Below are 19,529 nucleotides of genomic sequence, written 5' to 3' on the forward strand. Positions count from 1 at the left end.
TCAAAAAAAATAAAACCTTTATTTTTTTGCTCGTAAAACTAAAAAAGTGGCACATCGCAAAAAGCTCTTGAATAGTATGTGTTTTATTTTCAGCAAAGTATGGTATAATATAATTAGAAAATCAATATATTAAAAAGAGCCCAGCTGTAACTGGGCTTTTGGATAAGCGGTTCCCTGAAGAGGGATCGGCTACTCTTAGAAGAATAGACCTCTCCCAATCTTTCTTAAGGTGAATGGGAAGGTCTATTTACTTTTGATCAACGTGATGACCAAAGCGAGTAGTGCAATCAGCAAGGTACCGAAACTTCCCAGTACCATCAAAACCTCATACATACTCATAAGCATCACCCCCTTTTTAAAAGGGTTTAGCCGACCACCCATAAAAGAACGTTATCCATTTTTAGTATACCATAGATACGGGGAACGTGTATTCCTTTTTTATATTTGATTTAATAGCAAATATACCCCCGTGAAAAACAAAAGACCATATGTCAGCAGACGAAATAATTTTTGATTAATCCACTTAAATAATAATTGTCCAGCAATTAAACCAATAATCACAAGCGGCAGACCCATTAAACTAGAAATCCAAATTTCTCTGGAAGTCCCAGCAAAAATAACCTGAATAATGAAGCTTGCACCATAAATAAACAAATAAAATGCTAATGTTGTTGCACGTAATCTTTCCTTCGTTGTGTCTGTACCAGAAAAATACAATAAAATTGGCGGGCCTGGCATGCCGATACTTGTTGTAAATGCTCCGGATAATCCCCCAATAACAAAATCCCGATTTGTTGTACGGGAAATGCGAAAATTAAGCATTATTAGTATGGTCAGAACTAAAATCAGAATACTGACTCCGAGCTTAAGGAATGTCATGTCGATTAAAGAAAATACGGTAATCCCTACTGGCAGTCCAACAATGCTGCCAATTATAAACTTTTTCATTATCCCTTTATCCACATCATGTCTGATTTTCATAATCAATGCACAGGAAATAACCAGTGATAATATTAGATTAATCTGTATGGCTTCCCTTGGTTCAAACATAATTAATAAAAATGGAGTCGCCATAATTGAGAAACCAAAACCGGTACTTGTTTGCAATAAAGAAGCGATTAAAATAATACTGCTAAATAAAATAAAAGAGTTCAAAAGGTTCACCTGCAATTTTAAAGTAATGCTTTAATAGTACCATAATGAAAAATGGCCGGGGAATGAATACCCTGGCCATTCTTAACATAGCGATATGACTTTGTTAGAACCTATTCACCTATCACCCCACATGCAATTCGATCTCCAGCGTCACCAGCAGGCTGTGATTTATTATCATCTGCCTTGGAGTGAATCATGAGCGCTGTACCGCCTTCCTTATATAATGAATTATCCTGGTCTTTTTCTAATGTAACCATTTCTGCGGTTACTTCCTCATTTACTGTTCCATCTTCAGCCACTTCAATATTTGGAAGGTCTCCCGCATGTGGTCCATCCGGATCATCAAAGCCGTGGTTGGCACCAGTTGGATTGAAATGACCACCAGCTGATTTAAAATCAGGAGCTTCACAGGTTCCAGTTTCGTGAATATGAAACCCGTGCGTCCCTACTGGAAGGTCCGTTCCCTCAAGCGTGATGTCGACGCCTGACTCCTCTCTGACCAGGGTTGCAGTTGCAACTACTTCTCCGTCCGCATCATTTAAGGAAACCAATACCTCTTCCTCTTCTGTTGCATTGTCAGTTTGCTCCTCACCCGCATCACCGGAGTCGTTATTATTTTCCTGTTCTTCCTGACCCTGCTCATCCTTATTTGTGGTTTCCTGCCGTTCCTCTTCATCTCCACCACAAGCTGATAACACAACAACAATTACTACAGTAAAAAAAAACAAGATCCAACGCTTCATTTAATGTTAGCTCCCTTCAAGATAGTTATAATCATTTTTCACAAATAAAGAATAGTTTAAACATTTTCATGAAAATCTCGTTCCTTATCCCTATTGCTAGTAAATTTATCGTGAAAAATCTATACTAATGGGAGAATACTACTTGAGGGGGTTATTTACATGGGGATTTTTGATGGGATGATGGGAAATGCATCAGAAATTTCAGCGAGTGATGCAAAGAAAGCGCTTACTGAATTACTTACTTCTTCAGAAAATGTGGAGCATGCCTACAAATTAATTCGTGATTTGTTTGTCTTCACCAACAAACGACTCATCTTGGTTGACAAACAAGGAGTTACAGGAAAGAAAATGGAATATCACACAATTCCTTACAAAAGCATTACACATTTTGCCGTAGAAACAGCAGGAACGTTCGATCTGGAGGCTGAACTAAAAATATGGGTATCAGGCAATAGTGTTCCGATCCAAAAAACCTTCAACAAGCAACTTAACATTTATAAAGTACAGAGTGTTTTGGCTTCATACGTTTGTTAAACACCAAAGACTGATCCTGCTAGTTTGGCAGGATCAGTCTTTTTTCCAAACATCTTATGCAACTGCAACGTCTTCTTTCCGCTTTTTATTCTTGGCAGTTGGAGTATGATCTTTCAAGAAAGGAATAACCCATCTGTCTAATCCATACCTTCCAGCATTATATCCTGCAACAGTCAAGAATACGGTAATTAACACCATCTGTGCGTTTGTGCTTACCGTTCCACTGAACAAGAATGCGAAGTTCATGGTGATCCCCATTAATGCCGCAAAATTTGTAAAAATACCTAGAATAAGTGCAATACCTACTAGTAGTTCGCCCCACATTACTACAAATGTAAACAATTCAGCATTTGGTAATGCTACTTTCTCGAGAAAGAACGCCCACCAACCCTGAACTGCCGGATGGTCTCCCCCTGCACTTGTAATAGCTCCTTGAATAAACCCACTTGCATCAAATCCTCCACCGGTGATTTTATTAAATCCACCAACTAGCCATTGATATCCAATATAGATCCGAAGAAAAGTTAAAATACCTGCAGCAACTTTATTATTGCGAATAAAATTCATCATCATTTCCATCTCCTTTAGTATTTTATTTTTATATGTTCACTATTTCACAATATATTGTGAATGTATTTCCTTAGTACATTTATATAATAACATGATTTTGTAATATGGAAATAAGTTTGTTCATCATTTCACAATTATGCAACAAAGCTATGGCAGAAATGTGAATAACTAAAATTCTTTATTCATGTTCCATCTAGGACCAATCGATTTACAAATTAAAGCAGGAACAATCACTGCTCTAGTCGGTAACAATGAATCTGGAAAAAGCACAATTTTTAAGCTCATGATGAACCTGGCAAAGCCAGATATGGGCAATATTAAAGTGAATGGAAAATTTGTCTATGGTCAGGACGAAAGCTGGAAAAAGCAAATTGCCTACCCTCCGCAAACCGTGATTGGCTGGAATCCTTTTACTGGAAAGATATGAAAAGAATTTATTTCACCTTTATATCCAAACTGGGATGAGGCACTTTTCACAAAAATGGTTGATCTGTTCAATATTCCATTAAACAAACGCTTTGGAAAGTTATCACAGGGAGTGCAGCAGAAGCTGAATCTTGCTTTGACAATCCCCAGAAACACGGCCTTATTACTGCTTGATGAACCTACTTCCTTTATAGATATTCCGTCCAAAAAGCATTTCATCGATATACTGGTCGATTGGATGGATGAAGCTGAACGCTCAATTGTTATGACTAGCCATCAATCTTCAGATATTATGAAACTTGCAGACTATTTATCCGTATTACAGGATGGCAAGCTGATTGGTACATTTGAAAAAGGAGATTTAATCGCTAGCTATAAGCGTTATAGGACGTCCGACTCACTTCCTGAAAATTCTATTCCAGGCGAAGTTTCACGTGACAATCAGCAAGTGATTTCTAATCAGCCTGAAGTCACAGAGGGATTTTTAAATAAAAATAAACTGGAATGGACAGACGAACTGCGCCTGAAGCTAGAAGAAATTATCAGATTATTATTAGAGAGAAAGGAATGATAAACCCGTATGGAAACAATGTTATCTGTAGAAAACCTGGGAAAATCATTTAAAGGACAACAGATTATCGCAAACATCTCTTTTGAGGTTCGTAAAGGAGAAATCATGGCTATTCTTGGCCCAAATGGTGCCGGGAAATCAACAACTATCCGCAATATTATGGGGATCATGTACCCGGATGAAGGGTCGATCATTTTCCAGAATAGGAATGAAAAAGAAATTCCCCGACATAAAATAGGGTATTTGCCTGAAGAACGAGGACTTTATAAAAATGTAAAAGTAATGGATATTTTGCTCTATTTAGCCGAACTGAAGGATTATCCACTGGATAAAGCGAAAGAACGGGCACTTGCATATTTGAAAAAATTTGACCTGGAAGGAAAAGAGAAGGTCTCTGTTGAAGAATTGTCGAAAGGAATGGGGCAAAAAGTGCAATTTATTGCTTCGATTATTCATGAACCAGAGCTGCTTATTTTAGATGAACCCTTTTCCGGACTTGATCCTGTCAGTCAGGAATTATTTAAGGAAGAAATTCGTAATTTGGCGGATAATGGAACTGCAATCCTCCTATCCTCCCATCAAATGAATCTGGTGGAGGAAATGGCTGACAGGTTATTCATGATCCATCGTGGGCAAAAGGTGATCTATGGGACGATGGAAGATGTAAAAACGCAATATGCGAACTTTAAATGTACAATTCACGGAAAAAATGAAAAATTTGTTCTAGAACGTATACCGGAAGTTCAACGTGTGGAACAAAATGACAACACATCCATTCTTTATTTATCAAAGGATGTGCAGCCATCGGTTTGGTTGAGAAATCTGTCTGAAAATATCGTCATCCAGGAGCTGGCTATCGACCGGGTTTCGCTTCATGAAATCTTTATCGATATTGCTACAGATAAGAATCTATTTCAGGAAGCAGGTGAAGTAAATGCGTAACACAATGAAAGTAGCCAAATGGGAAATTAAACGAAACATGAAAAATAAAACATTTATTATTGGGATGTTTTTAACACCTGTATTTATTATTGGTTTTATGCTTATAGGAAGTTTGTTTAGTGATTCAGATAACGAAGAAGCAGAAATGACAAATGTATTTGTAAATGATCAACTGGATATTTTCTCTGATATTCAAGCAACTGCTGACCAAGCTGGATTCAACTGGGAATTACAGCAAACAGAACTGGCCGAGTCCGAAGTGAAAAATGAATTAGAGAACACCGAAAATACAGCTTACCTATTTATAGATGACCGTGCCATGAATGAGGGGAGTGTACCCGTATATACAAGCGAGGAAGTAGATCAATTTTTTATCAATCAAGTTCAAGTATTGGAAACGCCACTTAAAGCAGTACAAATGAAAGAGCTTGGATTATCCGATGCGGAACTGGCTATTGCCTCAAGCGGGATTTTCTTTGAAGATGCTGCCGCCGAAGACCCTGTAGCAACAGAAGAAGCTGATACAGAGGAAGCGCTAGGTGCAGATCCGATGGAACGCATTGTACCAGGGGCGTTTGCCGGGTTTATTATGCTTTCAATTGTCTTTACGGGGATGGCAATATTCCAAAGTGCCTCCCAGGAAAAGAAAGATAAAATTGCTGAGATCATATTATCATCACTAACACCAGCTGAATTAATGCAAGGAAAGATCGTTGGATATTTTGTACTCGGAATTATCCAGTCTGTGGTCTCTATCGGGTTAGTATTGCCTGTCCTTACATGGAGAATAGATATCCCGATCATGGAATATTTATTAGTACCTGAGCTTGCATTATTAATCGGTATCGCTATTCTGGGCTTTTTGCTATTTGCATCCATATTCGTTGGGATCGGAGCTACCATGGCGGATATCTCTACAGCCGGTAATTTCCAGGGTATGGTTATGATGCTACCATTTTTACCATTTATTTTTATTGGACCGGTTGCAAGTGACCCAAGTGGATTAATGGCACAAATCGGTACCTATATTCCATTTACGTCTCCAGGCGTCCTGCTTCTTCGCCTATCTATGTTAGATGAATGGCCGTGGATGGAAATCGTAATTTCATTAGCTATTTTAGTCGTAAGTGTCTGGATCTTTATGAAACTGGCAGGAAAAATTTTCAAAGTGGGAATTTTAATGTATGGGAAAAATGCTACACCTGGCGAGATTTGGAAGTGGATTCGTGCATAGGAATTCGTTTTAGTCAAAGTGGAGTGCTTGATGATGTTAGTGGGTTCCGTTTTCTATCGCAAATATTAAAAATGAAGGTTCTTTAATAGCACACGACCTTATTGATAAGAATTATTGGACATCACAGCAAACAGAAATGGAAGAACCAACCTAGATATAATTTGGTGGGAATCCGGGTTATATTACTTCTTCATAAAGCAATATGTCTAACTATTCCTTGCAAATAGCATGGGCAGTTCTTGCTTTCAATCAAGAACTGCCCTTAAATGTTATTTCAATTCATCTTTTATTTGTTTAAGAATGTCCTCTGATAAACCAGTGTAACAATCATAATCTGTTCAGTATCTATATTTAATTGAAACATCTTTTTAGCAGCTTCAATTTTCTCCTCTTTTCTCCCTAACTCCAATCCTTCTGCTTTTCCTTCTTTTAACCCTTCTCTTCTAAGTTGTTCTGCTACTGACATTAAACTCTTCCTCCCTTCAGTAGATAGTCCTTTTTTTCATCTTCTCAATTGGTAAATCATCTCGTGCACTTAATACATACTTTAGATAAACTTCAAAGTATTCTATCCCTGTTTGTTTGGATTCTAGTTCTGTTAAAGCTTGAAAGGCTCTTTCTATGACTATAATTAGTTGTTCTACATCACTTACAAAAATATGCCGCAATATACCAAGAAATACTCTTAACTGTGTCTCGCCTTTGATGTCTTCATCTCCATGTTCTGATAGGTCATATAGCAAATATTCATAATTAGGTATATAACTTTGAATATCTTTAGGCATGTTATCATATCCAGCAAACAGGCTGCTAAGTGCCTTTTCAACATCCCATTTTCGTTTTCCATGATAGTTGACTAACGGTATAATGATTGGCAGCTTGTTCGTTTTTTCATTCCTGTAGTTAGACCATATCTCAATCATATAGCTCAGCAATTGGATAGATATTTCCTTATCCATATAACTTTTGTGTTCGAACAGAAAGTACAAGTATCCATCTTCCCCGTTCATTTTAACACTAAATAATAAGTCGGAAAAATATTCTTTGAGATCCTGAACAAAGCTATCTTTTAACGAATTTAGTGTATCAAATATCTATTATACCCAAAATATTCTCGGGTAAATAATTCTGCATAAAATCCCGTGCAATATCTTGCTTTCCCATTGTTTCTTTAAAAATTTGTCATGTAGATTATTTAACATAATCATTACCTATTCCCGTCGTTTATTCAAATTGTTCTGTCAATTTATTTTACCATATTCTGATATGAAAGTGTTAATAAAAATGTCAAAACAGCCCTTTACTTTCTACGCTCTATTTAATTCTTGAATGATTAACACTAACTCTTATAAATCTTCAATAATCAAATCTCGGCTTTGTTCCATTGTATTTTTTCCGTTATTCAAACATCCCCAAATTTAAGTCGATCTTCTAAAATTCCTGTACCTAACATATAAATCAATCAGAATCATCATCCTGTATTGATATGTATTTTTATTTTATGCTATAAGTATCAAAAAGGAGGATTATATGAAATTAGCAGTTATCCATGGGTCGACTCGAATTAACGGGAATACAGAATATTTAACATATCAAGCTGTACCAAAAGGAAAAGCAACCCATATTTATTTACGGGATTATCATATTCAGCCTATTATCGATGAACGACATGAAGAAGAAGGCTTCCAGGAAGTTGATGACGATCATCGGGAGCTTATTGATATAATGCTGGAGCATGATATTCTCGTTTTCTCCACACCTATTTATTGGTACAGTATGTCTGGTGCAATGAAAATTTTCATTGATCGCTGGTCACAAATTATGAGAGAACCGAACTATACTCATTTCCGAAAAGAACTAGCAAAAAAGAAAGCATACTTGATTACTGTGGGCGGGGACAATCCACATATCAAAGGACTCCCCCTCATACAACAATTCAAGTACCTTTGTGATTTTTACGGCATGTCCTTTGAAGGGTATGTGATTGGCAAAGCCAGCAAACCTGGAGATATCCGAAATGATGTGAGGGCATTGCAGGCAGCTTCAACATTAATTAAAGAATTTTAGGATTATAGATTTACTATTATGGATGACCTCTTATTATAAATAACAGGTTCCGGATTGGGAGCGAAAAATGCTAATAACACACCGATTAGCACATTTCCCAGCAGCATATTAGCAACATAAAAAGCAAGTGAAATAGCTCAGAAATTAATCTGAGCTATTTTTGACGTTGTAGTATAAAAACCTTCTTTCACTAGCCGCCTTTTAGCAATAAGCGATAAAAGTTGCAGGAATTACAACTCCTTCTTTCGTTAACGCATCTGATTATGGAACAAGTCCAATTCAAGGGGAATATGTACCTACCTTTACCATCGATAATGATTCGCAAGCTGCTGTATATTTCAAAAAAGGAATGAGCATCTTTATTTCATATAATTTACAGCATTATTCGTAACTCTTTCTAACACATCTAACAGGATGGCTATTTCTTCCTTTGTGAAGTCTTTCGTTAGAATATCTGTCCATTGATACATCGTACTTAAGATTTCTTCATTAATAGCTCTTGCTTTATCAGTAAGAAATACGAGCTTTATTCGTTGATCTTGGGAGGCGGCTAAACGAGTTACATAGCCCTGTTCTTCTAACTTTTTGATTGCTCTCGCTGCCTGAGCTTTGTCAATGGTTAATTTTTTGGATAAAAAATCCTGGGAGACCCCTTCCTGTTGATATAACTCATGCAAAAATTGAATTTGACCAGTACCAATTCCGTAGCGTTGGTATTTCCGTTGCATATACATTTTCGTGTATCGGTCAATAATCGAAATCCATTTACCAACTGATTTAGATTGATTAGACATCTGTGTTCACCTACACTTCACTTGTTTTTATTGAAAACAAATTTGGTCCCTTTTGATATAAAAACAGCTAAACCTACCAATAGAATCATAATCGCAGACATTTGATAAAGAAACATATTACGCGTGTTTCCAAATAACCCACCTAAAAAATGTAACACTATCGGCGATGAAAATTGTCCTAAATACATAAAGCTTTGCACTAATGCCATAGCGCTCATTACTTGTGCTCCTTTTGTTAATGTTGCTACCCCATTATAAATGGAAGGTATTAGCGTTCCTGAACCAAGACCTAAAATAAATATCCCTAACGCAATTGGAATAATATGAGCAGTAAATCCAATCAAACAGAAGCCCAATCCAATTGTAAAGATTTGGGTAGGAATCATAAAGGATTGTAACCACTGCTTAATATTAGCGATAATAAGTCCACCAACTAGACCACCTAATGATGAAAGTGGAATGATAAATCCAATAATTGATGCAGATGCATAATTGTTTTCTTGTAAGTATATCGCCATGTTAGTCGGTATCGAATAGAAAAATACAAAAACCGTAAACATCGCAAGTGCTAACCCAACAATTTGTTTATTAAATGAAAACCTTTTGCGGATCGTTGTTTCAGTATTTTTTAATTGCTTAGGTGGATTCGGTAAATAGAAGATTACCATTAGTAAGACAAGCAATCCAAGTCCATATACGCCAAAGGTAAAACGCCAACTTACGGCAGCCAGAATTCCAGCTAATGCCATAGATATCATTCCGCCTAATTGATTGGAAGCACTCACACGCCCCATCATGGCTGTTCGTTCTTTTCCTTCAAAAAAATCAGATACTAGACTAGTAGAAATCGGCATGATTAATCCTACCGCTATACCTAATATGGCTCTTGTCGTTAATAATAACCAAATGCTATCCACCAATCCACCAGCAATCCCACCGATCATATAAAAAATTAACCCTACGATTAAAATTTGCTTCTTCGAAAAGTAACGAGTAAGCCAACTCGATATAAAGGTGAAAGGAATAATAAATATAGCATGCAGCGTATTAATGAGTTTAATAAGTGTTTGATTCGTATCTGGAAAGGCAAGAGAAATTTCACCTAATGCAGGCGAAACAGCTGCCCCTGCCATTACTGTGATTAAAGAAATTGATAATATTGCTAGTTTTTCTGACATACAACCATTCCTTTACTTTTGAACTGCATTGTCATTAATATAAAGTAAATTAGTTGCGTAGTCAACTAATTAGGAATGAGTTTTGGCAGTCTAAATATCAAAAAGAGAAGCTAGAAACATTACCGATTATGATTTCGATTACTTGTTGTGCAACAATAGAAAAGTACAATTGTAAAAAAAGAAATTCAATGAAGTCTAAATTTACATATGAAAACCAAAATGGGTTGCAGTGATTATATAGCTTTACGACATTAAAAAAACCGATTATCCTTTTTACTAGGTAAAAATACTTTTCAGCCTAGTTCATCTGACCGATTTTTTGCTAAATAAGTTTAAACTCTACTTGTTTTGGCTAAAGTTAAATACTATTATAAATTTAATAGTCCTAATTTTTTTATAACAAAGGAGGATCACATGCGAAAGTTTCGGCATATTTCTATTTTAATTGGATTTCTGGTATTTTTATGGTTATTTATCCCTTTAGCAGTCCACGCAGAAAGTAATGACACCTATGAGGTAGGAACATCACTATTAAATGTTAGGGCAGAACCTACAAATAACGCTAGCATAATTGGGTTGCTCAGCAAGGGGGATCAGCTCGTTGTATTCCAAGAGAAACATGGATGGGCACAAACGTATTATGGTGGAGAGGTTGCTTGGGTTGCCAAACACCATTTAATCTCTGAAAATAATACGGAGAAAAGCTCACATTCAGCATCACAAACTGCATCAGGAGAAAAAATCACTGTAACAGCTAGTAGTGTTAATATCAGATCCGGGCCTGGTACAGACTATTCTATTATTAGTTCAACTTATTCCGGAGATACATACAATTTAGTAGAATCATCCGGAGGCTGGCATAAAGTTCTTTTATCGAATGGATCTACTGGATGGATTGCTGGATGGCTAACGAACCCGTCTGATACACAAAAAGCACCTTCGAATACAAATTCGGACAATGTCGCAAATGAGCCAACAAAACAATCAACTAATAAATCACTAGAAGGCTATAACATTGTGCTTGACCCGGGACATGGTGGAAAGGATCCTGGTGCAATTGGATTAGGTGGAATACATGAAAAAGACGTCACCACTTCCACAACTAGTAAAGTAGCCGAGCAACTGCAGGGTGCAGGTGCAAACGTTATTGTAACGAGATCAGGTGACTATTTCGTTTCACTTAATGAACGAGTTCGCATTAGTAATGCTTATAATACACATGCATTTGTGAGCCTGCATTACAATGCATATCCGATTATCGCTGTAAATGGGGTAAGCACTTATTATTCCAGTGAATCGGATCGTAATTTGGCACAAAATGTCCAAGCTTCTCTAGCTTCAACAGTCAATATGTATGATAGAGGAGTTATGCAAGCAGACTACCGGGTATTACGCTACAGTAATGCACCATCTATTTTGATGGAGCTTGGATTTATTACGAATCCGAATGATCTTTCTATCGTTCAAACAGCAGATTATCAAAGTAAAGTTGCCCAGGCTGTAACGAATGGATTAATAAATTACTTTCATTAAAACTCAAAAAATAGCTGTCCTGAGGAGGGCAGCTATTTTTAGTTTGAAAATACATGGCTTAATGCAGCCATTTACCGGATTTTGTTTTCGCAGTATTTGCTGGCATTACTTTCCCATCATTTAATTCCCGTACACCCTGCTGAAACTTTATATGAATATAAAGCTCCTGGATAATTTCCTCCATGGAAACATTATCGGGTAGATCTTTAATCAATTGAATAACCTCTTCTTTGGCGTCCATCTTACCTTCCTCCCATTCAAACTAGTATTTCAAGTATAACACTATCCCCTTTTTTTTGCCTTTCTTGCATAACTATGCTTATAGGATCATTAAATTGGTGTTGTTTGGCCACAAAGTATTATTTAGATAACCAGTTTTAAGCGCAACATTTGAGGGAAAAAGGGAAAGTTTCATTTACTTTGCTACCTCATGTAAAATGCATGCTATCCTCCACTAAAGTATACTATAATCGCTAAAGTCACGAAAAACAAAGAGGAAATTTCAATTATTTTTTCAATCCAAAATAGGAATGATATACTAAGGGCAATCATTCAATAAGCGAGGTTTTTCAAATGCATACTAAAATACAGGAAATCGTTGATTATACAGCCGATAAGTTCCACTTAGACAACTACTATTTAAAAAGACATCATATTTTCCAGAAAAAGAGCGGTTTAAATGAAACATCCTTTATTTTAAACATGGAATGGTTTCCAAATGAAGTAGAGCTCACAGATGATGACCATAACCCTACAGGAACAGCCAGTATTGATATGGATATTCATACAAAGCAAGTTCGGAGTATTATATTTGTTAAAGGTGTCTCGTATGCACATTCCAATTTCCCATCTGCATCAGAGAAAGAGAATATAATCGAATGGATTGAAAAAGAAACCGAATTGGAATTTGGTCGTCAATTCAAGCTCATTAATGATGCTGGGGATAAACTTAGCTTTCAGGCGGCTGTGGATAATGTTGCTGTTTTTCCATCAGGTTCCATTGACGTGAAATTTAATCAGGAAGGACATCTCGTCTTATTTTCAATCAATGGCAATTTCCCAAATGAGTCACAATTGAATTGGGAACCATTTTCACTAACACCTAAAACAACCGATCCAATTGCAAAGAAACATTTAAAATTACTCGAATTCCCACAGGAAGCTGTGGGAAAGTGGATAACTATATATAGTGCTCCGGCAGTTTTTGTGACGAACGATGGAAAACGAACTATTTCATTTGAGGATGTGGAAAATCAAGGTTCCCATATGAAAAAAGATGTGGTGCTGGAGTGGGAATCCCCAATACATGAGGATTTTACGAAAAAGCCTATCGACATTTCACTAGAGGTCACGGTTGAACAGGCACTGGGAAATGAGGACCTGGGCAATAAGCCATTAACAAAAGCAGAAGAAGAACAAGCTGTGATAGAAACAAAGCAGCTTCTGCAGCGTGAATACTCCAATGACAGCGGAAAGTGGAAATTACATCAATTGTATCGTGAGCATGGCTATATTTTTGCTGAGTTAAAGCCAACAGAAATGGATAGACGAGTGATTGAACGTAAAATGAAGGTTGTGATTGATGTGGAAAATTATCATGTGATTAACTATGTGGATAATGGATTCATCCTTGATATGTATGAGCATTTTGCTAAAGCGGATGAACCCACCATTTCAAAGGAAGTTGCTTTCGATAAACTATACAGTTATATTGCAGTTACACCAGTATATGTGTATGATCAGGAAAAAGAAGGATATATTTTATGTGGGAAAATTGATTGTAAATATGGTGTGGATGCAGTGTCGGCTGAGGTTATTTTACTGGATGAATGATACTGTGAAGAATCGGCATGGTGCCGATTCTCTTTTTTGATCAGGCTGTTTTCTAAAAGATTTGGACTGCGCACTGCTCGTCCCACCAAAACTATTTATTTTTGACATAAAAGATATATAGTGCGACGTAAAATACCGCTCCGGAAATGCACTAAAGCCTTAGGGATTGAAAACTAGTGCAAACGGTCGAATAAAACATCTCTCTATGCCCGAACAGGGACAAACTTGAGAGATAATACAGAAAGTTGAGAGAGCACGGTAATTAGTTGAGAGATAGCCCATAAATCACCGATTATCTCTCAACTTTCTTCGGTTATGTCTCAACTTCCATGTTAATTCTCTCAACTTCACACGGTTTTCTCTCAACTCCGATGCTACTTCTCCAACTTTTGCGCTGCTCTCAAAACTTACGATAAAAGCCTTGGATCACAAATCATCAAACCCATTCAAATCACTTGTTTTCGTATATTGTCTGGACTTTTGTTCAAAGAAATCTGTTTTTGTTCCATCAAAGTTATCCACATATGCACGGATCCATTTCATTGGATTATCCACATGCTCTGTGTATATCTCACTTAATCCCATCATTCGCAGCATTTTATTTGCCCGATATTTAATATATCCAGCCATTTCATCGAGATCTATCCCTTCGACATCTGCTAATACATAACGGGACCAATCAAGTTCAAGCTCTACAGATTTTTTAAAATGTGCATAAACCCAATCGATAAACTCGCCTGTATTATATGCTGGATTCTCTGCCAACGTCGCCCGAAATAACTCAGCAATAAAACGTCCGTGCTCCAGCTCATCTCTGTTGATATAGCTGATCATTGTTGATGTGCCAACCATTTTATTATGCCTGGCCAAGTTATAGAAGAATGCAAATCCCGAGTAGAAAAACATCCCTTCAAGCAGTGAAGTATACACCATTGTTTTTAGAATGTTTTCGATTGTTGGTTCTTCAACAAATTTATTATATTGCTGGATAATATTTTCATTTCGTTTCAGCAAAACAGGATCCTTTCTGCCTAGTTCAAAGGATTTATTTTGCTCCTCCAGTGAGACAACTGACGATAATACATAGGAGTAGCTCTCATTATGAACCGCTTCCTGCTGTGCAATGACCGCCATTATCGATTGAACAGATGCATCTGTTGCATATAATGATAAAAGCAATGCTGTTCTTGTTTGCGGTGCATCCAATGTGGATAACAAGCCAATTATTTTTAAATAGGCATCGCGCTCAGATTCCGTTAATGTGGAAAACTGTTTCACATCCCCTGCCATATTAACTTCATCCGCCTGCCAATAGTTACCCACAAGCCGTTTATACATTTTATACCAATGTGGATAAGCTATATCATTCCAATTTAAAATCCCGCTCGATTTCCCACCAAATAGTAATGTTGACTTATTTGGATTATGCGGTTCCAATGTTTTCGCTTTTTCAAGCAAGGCTTTTGACATCATGTAAAACTCCTTCCACCCATTCTACTACATTATGTTCTTGACTCCCCCGAGGAGATTGCTCTATTTTCAACCCATCCCATTTGCTTTCATAAAACTTCGCCAACTTATCCACAGCTTTACAGAATAAGGTATCTCCGCCAAATTGGGTATCTCCTGTCCCAAACACAGCAATATTATCTGGCTTATAGCCAATTTCCAAAACAAAATCCTTTACCTCATCCGGAGTACTGCCCATATCCCATGTGAACGTTCCAATAAAAATGTAATCGTATAAAGAAGGATCAATCGGTGGCTCTATACCAATACGATGCATGTCCACCTGCATGTAATCACTGAATAAGTGGTTACAGATGATTTCAGCAACCTCTTCAGTATTTCCGCTATACGACAAATAGGCAATTAAAATTTTCAACTCTCACACCACTCACATTCTTCGACATCATTGGAGGTTGAGCGAACATAATAGGTTGTCTTCAATCCTTCCTTCCATGCTTGAAGATGAAGATCCAACAACACAGATGCTCTTATCGTATTAGGCACATAAAAATTAAACGATATACTTTGATCAACATGCTTTTGCCTTGCAGCATTTTGTTTCACAGACCAACGTTGATCAACAATATAGGCAGACCGGCGATAAATATCATAGGTTTCATGTGTTAGATCCGGTGCTGTTTTAGGAATTTTAAAATCCTTTTTTTCTTCATTGTAATATGGCTTAAAAATAGGATCGATACTTGCTGTTGAACCAGCAATCATAGCAGTAGTTGAATTAGGGGCAACAGCCATTAAATAACCATTACGAATCCCGTTTTCCTCTACCTGTTTTTTAAGGGTGATCCAGCTTTCACTGGTATATCCCTTCTCTGTAAAGTAAGCACCAGAACTCCAGCTACTGCCTACAAATGCTGGATAGCTTCCTTTTTCCATACTTAATTCCATACTGTTTTTTATCGTTAAAAATGCGATTTTTTCATATAGACTATCGGCAAATTGTACTGCATCCTCGGATTCCCATTTAATATTTTTTAGTGCCAATAAGTGATGCCAGCCAAATGTCCCCAGCCCAATTGCCCGATACTTTTGGTTGGTCAGCTGCGTTTGTTTAATTGGCAATGTATTAATATCAATTACATTATCCAGCATACGGACCTGAATTTTAATTAATCTTTCAAGTATATTGTCAGATACCGCTTTTCCCAGATTGATAGAACTTAAGTTACAAACAACGTAATCACCAGCTTTATACTTCTTCACAATCGTATTCTCGTGTTCAATATATTCCTCGATAAATTCTGTTGGTGATTGATTTTGCGTTATTTCTGTACAAAGGTTGGAGCAATATATAATTCCATTATGTTTGTTGTTATTCTGTCTATTCACTTCGTCACGGTAAAACATAAATGGTGTGCCTGATTCAAGCTGTGATTTCATAATTCTTTTCATTATATCGATTGCTGGTACACTTCTCTTGGTCAGTTGATCTGACTTTACACATTCGTCATACCGCTTGCGCCATTCTCCGCTTCCTTTTTCTTCATCATAAAAGTCTTCTAGTGAATAGCCCATCACTTGCCGTACTTCATGTGGGTCAAATAAATACCAATCTCCTCTACCGTCCACCTGCTCCATAAATAAGTCCGGCAGACAGACACCAGTAAATATGTCGTGGGCACGCATTCGGTCATCCCCATTATTTAATTTTAAATCAAGAAATGATTCAATATCCATATGCCATACATCTAAATAAATTGCGATAGCACCTTTTCTGGTCCCTAATTGATCTACATTCACTGCTGTGTTGTTCAGCTGTTTAATCCATGGAACCACTCCACTGGACATTCCTTTATATCCTTTAATTGCACTTCCTCGACTGCGGATTTTCCCCATATAAACGCCAATCCCACCACCATTTTTGGATAGTTTAGCGATGTCCGTATTACTGTCATAAATGGACTGCAAGCTGTCATCAACTGTATCGATAAAGCAGCTTGATAATTGCCCATGCGATTTACCGGCATTTGTCAGTGTTGGCGTTGCAACCGTCATATATAAATTGCTTAAAGCCCAATAGCTCTCCTTTACCAGTTGAATTCGATGTGCTGGATCCTCATCCTGCATCAAACACATCGCAATAATCATCCATCTTTCCTGTGGCAGCTCATAAATATTTTTATCATGATCTGTTGCCAGATAACGTGTAGCTATTGTATACAGCCCCAAATAATCAAACAACAAATCCCGTGTTGAATCAATTTGTTCCGCAAGATAATCAATGTCTACTTTTGAATACTTCGTCATTATAGATGATGCATAAATCTCTTTATCAGTAAGTGTTTTAATTAAATTATAAAAGTTCCCGTATCGATTGTTAGCATCATAATTCCGATTTTCCCCTGCTTCGCGATAAAGCTCCTCTAAATAAATTCTGCTTGCTAGATAGGTCCATTCGGGATTTGCCTCATCAATATTTTCCAGCGCATTTTTCACAAGAATATCTGTTGCCTTTGCTATCGATAGATTTGCGGGAATTGTTTTTAAAGCTTTTTCTTTGAATTTTACAGTACTAATGGATAGGTCTTTGGATGCTTTGTCAATCAGTTGAACGATATCTTCTTGATTCGTCGTAATTTCCGTAATCATGATAAATTCTCCTTTTATTAGCTATGTATTCGCTAGTCTTATAGTTTAAGTAAAGTGGACGAGCAACCTTAGTGCTGTGATGTACAGATTTTGTGCTGCGATGTACAGGTTTGCCGCAGTGCTGCATGGCTCTTCTTTTCCAACCTTAACTAGTACATGAACAAAGGCGCAGGGCTCCCGTTTAGCGACGTACGGACTGGACTGAGCCGCAGAAGATAAAGGAAACTCAGGCGACCAGAGGAAGCCGATGTTGACTTTCACCACAAGGGTATAAGTGCGCCTAAGCCTCTGGTTCCAAACGGCAAGTCTTCTTTATCGTACGGAGGTGAAGGAAGTCTGCTATGGCTTTAGCCCTGGAGCCGGACGTGGCTGATTCGGTTGTTTTGTTATCCACAGCCCACAAATTTTATACTTTCCTAGACATCGAAAAAAGCCGTTTACCCAACGATGAACGGCTTTAAAACGACAGAAATTATCTAGTTACATATCTATCGCTTCACCTTCCCTCACCCCGGGGACATGAAACTATAAGCTATGGCAGGTCTCCTGACTTGTGCTTCAATCTACTAAAGTCCTTCCCATAACGACACTTCAACAGCTATCGAAACAGTGGATTTCTCGTTCGTCTACACTTACAGTTGCGGGGGCAGTTGCGGTTTTTACCGCATTCCCTTTTCAGACACATACATGTCACCTTAACTCATATCACTACATATAGTATTGTTATTAGAATTTATTACAATATATTGTATTTAAAGACTAACATATTCATTCAGGGAATGCAATAGTCACGAATGTTAAATCTTAAATTCTTTGGCAGTGTTAGTTCTGAAACTTTTCCAGTCGTTTAAAGAAATCTAAGAGAAATTGATAAAACAATTTTTCTGTCGGGAGTAATTGACGGTCCCTTGGGATAACGATTCCAACTGTTCGGATAATAGCTGGTTCAATATTAGTCACTTTTACTGTAGCTCTCGGCAAATTATCTAATAATGTAATCTCTGGTATGAGTGAGACACCTAATCCTGCTGACACCAGACCTTTTATCGAATCTATATCCTGTCCTTCAAACGAAACGTTCGGTTTGAAACCAATCTGTTGACAAGCATTCGTAATCAGCTCACGCAAGACATATTCTTTAGGGAAAAGTACAAACGAATCCTCTCTGAGCTGATTCAGCTTTAGCGATGAACTTTTGGCAAGTGGATGATTAGCTGGCAATAATCCAATAATATTTTCAGTAAATAAAATAGCTCCCTTTAGTTTTTTCTCATTCAACGGAACCGGTCCGAGCATCGCCATATTAATTTCACCTTTTACAACAGCTTCTTTTAATTCGTGATAAGAACCCTGATTTAATTGAAATTTCACATCTGGATATTGTTCACGAAATGCAGAAATGGCAGTAGGCAAAATATATGTAGCTAAACTACTCGGAAATCCAATATGAATGGTTCCACTATTAGGGTCTGTGTATTCATCGATAACCTGTTTAGCATCATCAATTACATGAATTGCTTGTTCCATATGCTCTAAAAAAATCCGCCCAATCGGTGTAAGGCGAACATTACGGCCCTCGCGTATAAAGAGATCCACGCCTAATTCCGACTCCAAATTAAAAATTTGCCTACTGACTGCAGATTGGGCTACATGTAAGGAAATAGCAGCTTCCGTTACATGTTCACGGTTGGCAACTTCAATAAAGTATTTTATCTGTCTCAGTTCCAATTGTAACCACCTCACATCTCATTATCTCATATCGGCATCAATATTATCTATATTTTATATTGTTAAGATTAGTTAATTTTTGTAAAATTGTAATATAACATTTTT

20 protein-coding genes, 1 pseudogene and 1 riboswitch are annotated in these 19,529 nt (G+C 37.2%); of the genes and pseudogenes, 7 read left to right on the forward strand and 14 right to left on the reverse strand.

Translation table 11 applies throughout. The features are described from left to right. Positions 1-243: 243 nt before the first annotated feature. The 3 genes from AC6HVZ_RS09410 to AC6HVZ_RS09420 all read right to left on the reverse strand — a co-directional run bounded on the left by AC6HVZ_RS09410 (position 244) and on the right by AC6HVZ_RS09420 (position 1,898). On the reverse strand, positions 244-381 hold the full coding sequence (locus AC6HVZ_RS09410) for a putative holin-like toxin (protein ID WP_497557896.1): 138 nt from the start codon (positions 379-381) through the stop codon (positions 244-246). 57 nt (positions 382-438) lie between these two features. Then, entirely contained in the window at positions 439-1,155 is a 717-nt protein-coding gene (locus tag AC6HVZ_RS09415) for a sulfite exporter TauE/SafE family protein (RefSeq protein WP_497557897.1), read from the reverse strand. 110 nt (positions 1,156-1,265) lie between these two features. Further along, positions 1,266-1,898, reverse strand: coding sequence for a superoxide dismutase family protein (locus AC6HVZ_RS09420; RefSeq protein WP_497557898.1), 633 nt, complete (start codon positions 1,896-1,898; stop codon positions 1,266-1,268). A 159-nt stretch (positions 1,899-2,057) separates the two neighbouring features. Here AC6HVZ_RS09420 and AC6HVZ_RS09425 point away from each other — a divergent pair, with 159 nt between their 5' ends. After that, positions 2,058-2,432 carry a PH domain-containing protein gene (locus AC6HVZ_RS09425; protein WP_497557899.1) on the forward strand — a complete coding sequence of 125 codons (375 nt, stop codon included), beginning with the start codon at positions 2,058-2,060 and terminating at the stop codon, positions 2,430-2,432. Positions 2,433-2,486: 54 nt separating this feature from the next. Here the strand turns inward: AC6HVZ_RS09425 and AC6HVZ_RS09430 are convergent, their stop codons facing one another. Beyond that, positions 2,487-3,005, reverse strand: coding sequence for a DoxX family protein (locus AC6HVZ_RS09430; RefSeq protein ID WP_497557900.1), 519 nt, complete (start codon positions 3,003-3,005; stop codon positions 2,487-2,489). Between the two features lie 181 nt (positions 3,006-3,186). On the opposite strand from AC6HVZ_RS09430, the pseudogene AC6HVZ_RS09435 reads away from it, so the two are divergent. The 3 genes and pseudogenes from AC6HVZ_RS09435 (at position 3,187) to AC6HVZ_RS09445 (ending at position 6,175) form a co-directional block, all read left to right on the forward strand. Next, a pseudogene (locus AC6HVZ_RS09435) lies at positions 3,187-3,999 on the forward strand (ATP-binding cassette domain-containing protein). Between the two features lie 9 nt (positions 4,000-4,008). Further along, positions 4,009-4,941: an ABC transporter ATP-binding protein gene (locus AC6HVZ_RS09440; RefSeq protein ID WP_497557901.1), complete on the forward strand. Its 933-nt coding sequence runs from the start codon at positions 4,009-4,011 to the stop codon at positions 4,939-4,941. Continuing rightward, positions 4,934-6,175, forward strand: coding sequence for an ABC transporter permease (locus tag AC6HVZ_RS09445; RefSeq protein WP_497557902.1), 1,242 nt, complete (start codon positions 4,934-4,936; stop codon positions 6,173-6,175). Before AC6HVZ_RS09440 ends, AC6HVZ_RS09445 begins: the two co-directional genes overlap by 8 nt. A 286-nt stretch (positions 6,176-6,461) precedes the next feature. Here the strand turns inward: AC6HVZ_RS09445 and AC6HVZ_RS09450 are convergent, their stop codons facing one another. The 3 genes from AC6HVZ_RS09450 to AC6HVZ_RS09460 are packed head-to-tail and all read right to left on the reverse strand — an operon-like array spanning position 6,462 to position 7,354. Next, positions 6,462-6,641, reverse strand: coding sequence for a hypothetical protein (locus AC6HVZ_RS09450; RefSeq protein ID WP_497557903.1), 180 nt, complete (start codon positions 6,639-6,641; stop codon positions 6,462-6,464). A gap of 16 nt (positions 6,642-6,657) precedes the next feature. After that, the gene (locus AC6HVZ_RS09455; RefSeq protein WP_497558010.1) at positions 6,658-7,269 is read right to left on the reverse strand and encodes an Rpn family recombination-promoting nuclease/putative transposase; all 612 of its coding nucleotides are present in this window, start codon (positions 7,267-7,269) and stop codon (positions 6,658-6,660) included. Beyond that, positions 7,262-7,354 (reverse strand): Rpn family recombination-promoting nuclease/putative transposase, encoded by a 93-nt coding sequence (locus tag AC6HVZ_RS09460; protein WP_497558011.1) that lies wholly within the window; start codon positions 7,352-7,354, stop codon positions 7,262-7,264. The genes AC6HVZ_RS09455 and AC6HVZ_RS09460 overlap by 8 nt, the downstream gene beginning before the upstream one ends. 351 nt (positions 7,355-7,705) lie before the next feature. Here AC6HVZ_RS09460 and AC6HVZ_RS09465 point away from each other — a divergent pair, with 351 nt between their 5' ends. Then, the gene (locus AC6HVZ_RS09465; protein ID WP_497557904.1) at positions 7,706-8,242 is read left to right on the forward strand and encodes a flavodoxin family protein; all 537 of its coding nucleotides are present in this window, start codon (positions 7,706-7,708) and stop codon (positions 8,240-8,242) included. A 359-nt stretch (positions 8,243-8,601) separates the two neighbouring features. Here the strand turns inward: AC6HVZ_RS09465 and AC6HVZ_RS09470 are convergent, their stop codons facing one another. Together AC6HVZ_RS09470 and AC6HVZ_RS09475 are read right to left on the reverse strand one after the other, a co-directional pair. Continuing rightward, positions 8,602-9,036: a MarR family winged helix-turn-helix transcriptional regulator gene (locus AC6HVZ_RS09470; protein WP_497557905.1), complete on the reverse strand. Its 435-nt coding sequence runs from the start codon at positions 9,034-9,036 to the stop codon at positions 8,602-8,604. A gap of 17 nt (positions 9,037-9,053) precedes the next feature. Beyond that, positions 9,054-10,214: an MFS transporter gene (locus AC6HVZ_RS09475; RefSeq protein WP_497557906.1), complete on the reverse strand. Its 1,161-nt coding sequence runs from the start codon at positions 10,212-10,214 to the stop codon at positions 9,054-9,056. 414 nt (positions 10,215-10,628) lie between these two features. Between AC6HVZ_RS09475 and AC6HVZ_RS09480 the strand changes: the two genes are divergently transcribed. Continuing rightward, positions 10,629-11,747: an N-acetylmuramoyl-L-alanine amidase family protein gene (locus AC6HVZ_RS09480; RefSeq protein ID WP_497557907.1), complete on the forward strand. Its 1,119-nt coding sequence runs from the start codon at positions 10,629-10,631 to the stop codon at positions 11,745-11,747. 58 nt (positions 11,748-11,805) lie between these two features. Here AC6HVZ_RS09480 and AC6HVZ_RS09485 read toward each other — a convergent pair whose 3' ends face one another. Beyond that, positions 11,806-11,988, reverse strand: coding sequence for a hypothetical protein (locus AC6HVZ_RS09485; RefSeq protein WP_497557908.1), 183 nt, complete (start codon positions 11,986-11,988; stop codon positions 11,806-11,808). A gap of 332 nt (positions 11,989-12,320) precedes the next feature. Between AC6HVZ_RS09485 and AC6HVZ_RS09490 the strand changes: the two genes are divergently transcribed. Further along, on the forward strand, positions 12,321-13,580 hold the full coding sequence (locus AC6HVZ_RS09490; protein WP_497557909.1) for a hypothetical protein: 1,260 nt from the start codon (positions 12,321-12,323) through the stop codon (positions 13,578-13,580). Positions 13,581-14,006: 426 nt separating this feature from the next. Here the strand turns inward: AC6HVZ_RS09490 and AC6HVZ_RS09495 are convergent, their stop codons facing one another. The 4 genes from AC6HVZ_RS09495 to gltC all read right to left on the reverse strand — a co-directional run bounded on the left by AC6HVZ_RS09495 (position 14,007) and on the right by gltC (position 19,424). Then, a complete protein-coding gene (locus AC6HVZ_RS09495; protein ID WP_497557910.1) occupies positions 14,007-15,050 on the reverse strand; it encodes a ribonucleotide-diphosphate reductase subunit beta in 1,044 nt (347 codons plus the stop codon). Next, a complete protein-coding gene (locus tag AC6HVZ_RS09500; RefSeq protein WP_497557911.1) occupies positions 15,031-15,465 on the reverse strand; it encodes a flavodoxin in 435 nt (144 codons plus the stop codon). The genes AC6HVZ_RS09495 and AC6HVZ_RS09500 overlap by 20 nt, the downstream gene beginning before the upstream one ends. Next, positions 15,462-17,696 (reverse strand): ribonucleoside-diphosphate reductase subunit alpha, encoded by a 2,235-nt coding sequence (locus tag AC6HVZ_RS09505; RefSeq protein ID WP_497557912.1) that lies wholly within the window; start codon positions 17,694-17,696, stop codon positions 15,462-15,464. The genes AC6HVZ_RS09500 and AC6HVZ_RS09505 overlap by 4 nt, the downstream gene beginning before the upstream one ends. Positions 17,697-18,215: 519 nt before the next feature. Beyond that, a riboswitch (cobalamin riboswitch) is annotated at positions 18,216-18,409 on the reverse strand. A gap of 109 nt (positions 18,410-18,518) precedes the next feature. After that, complete coding sequence (gene gltC / locus AC6HVZ_RS09510) at positions 18,519-19,424, reverse strand: glutamate biosynthesis transcriptional regulator GltC (protein WP_497557913.1); 906 nt, start codon at positions 19,422-19,424, stop codon at positions 18,519-18,521. Between the last annotated feature and the right edge of the window lie 105 nt (positions 19,425-19,529).

The sequence above is a fragment of the Oceanobacillus sp. NCCP-135 genome (genome assembly GCF_059698015.1).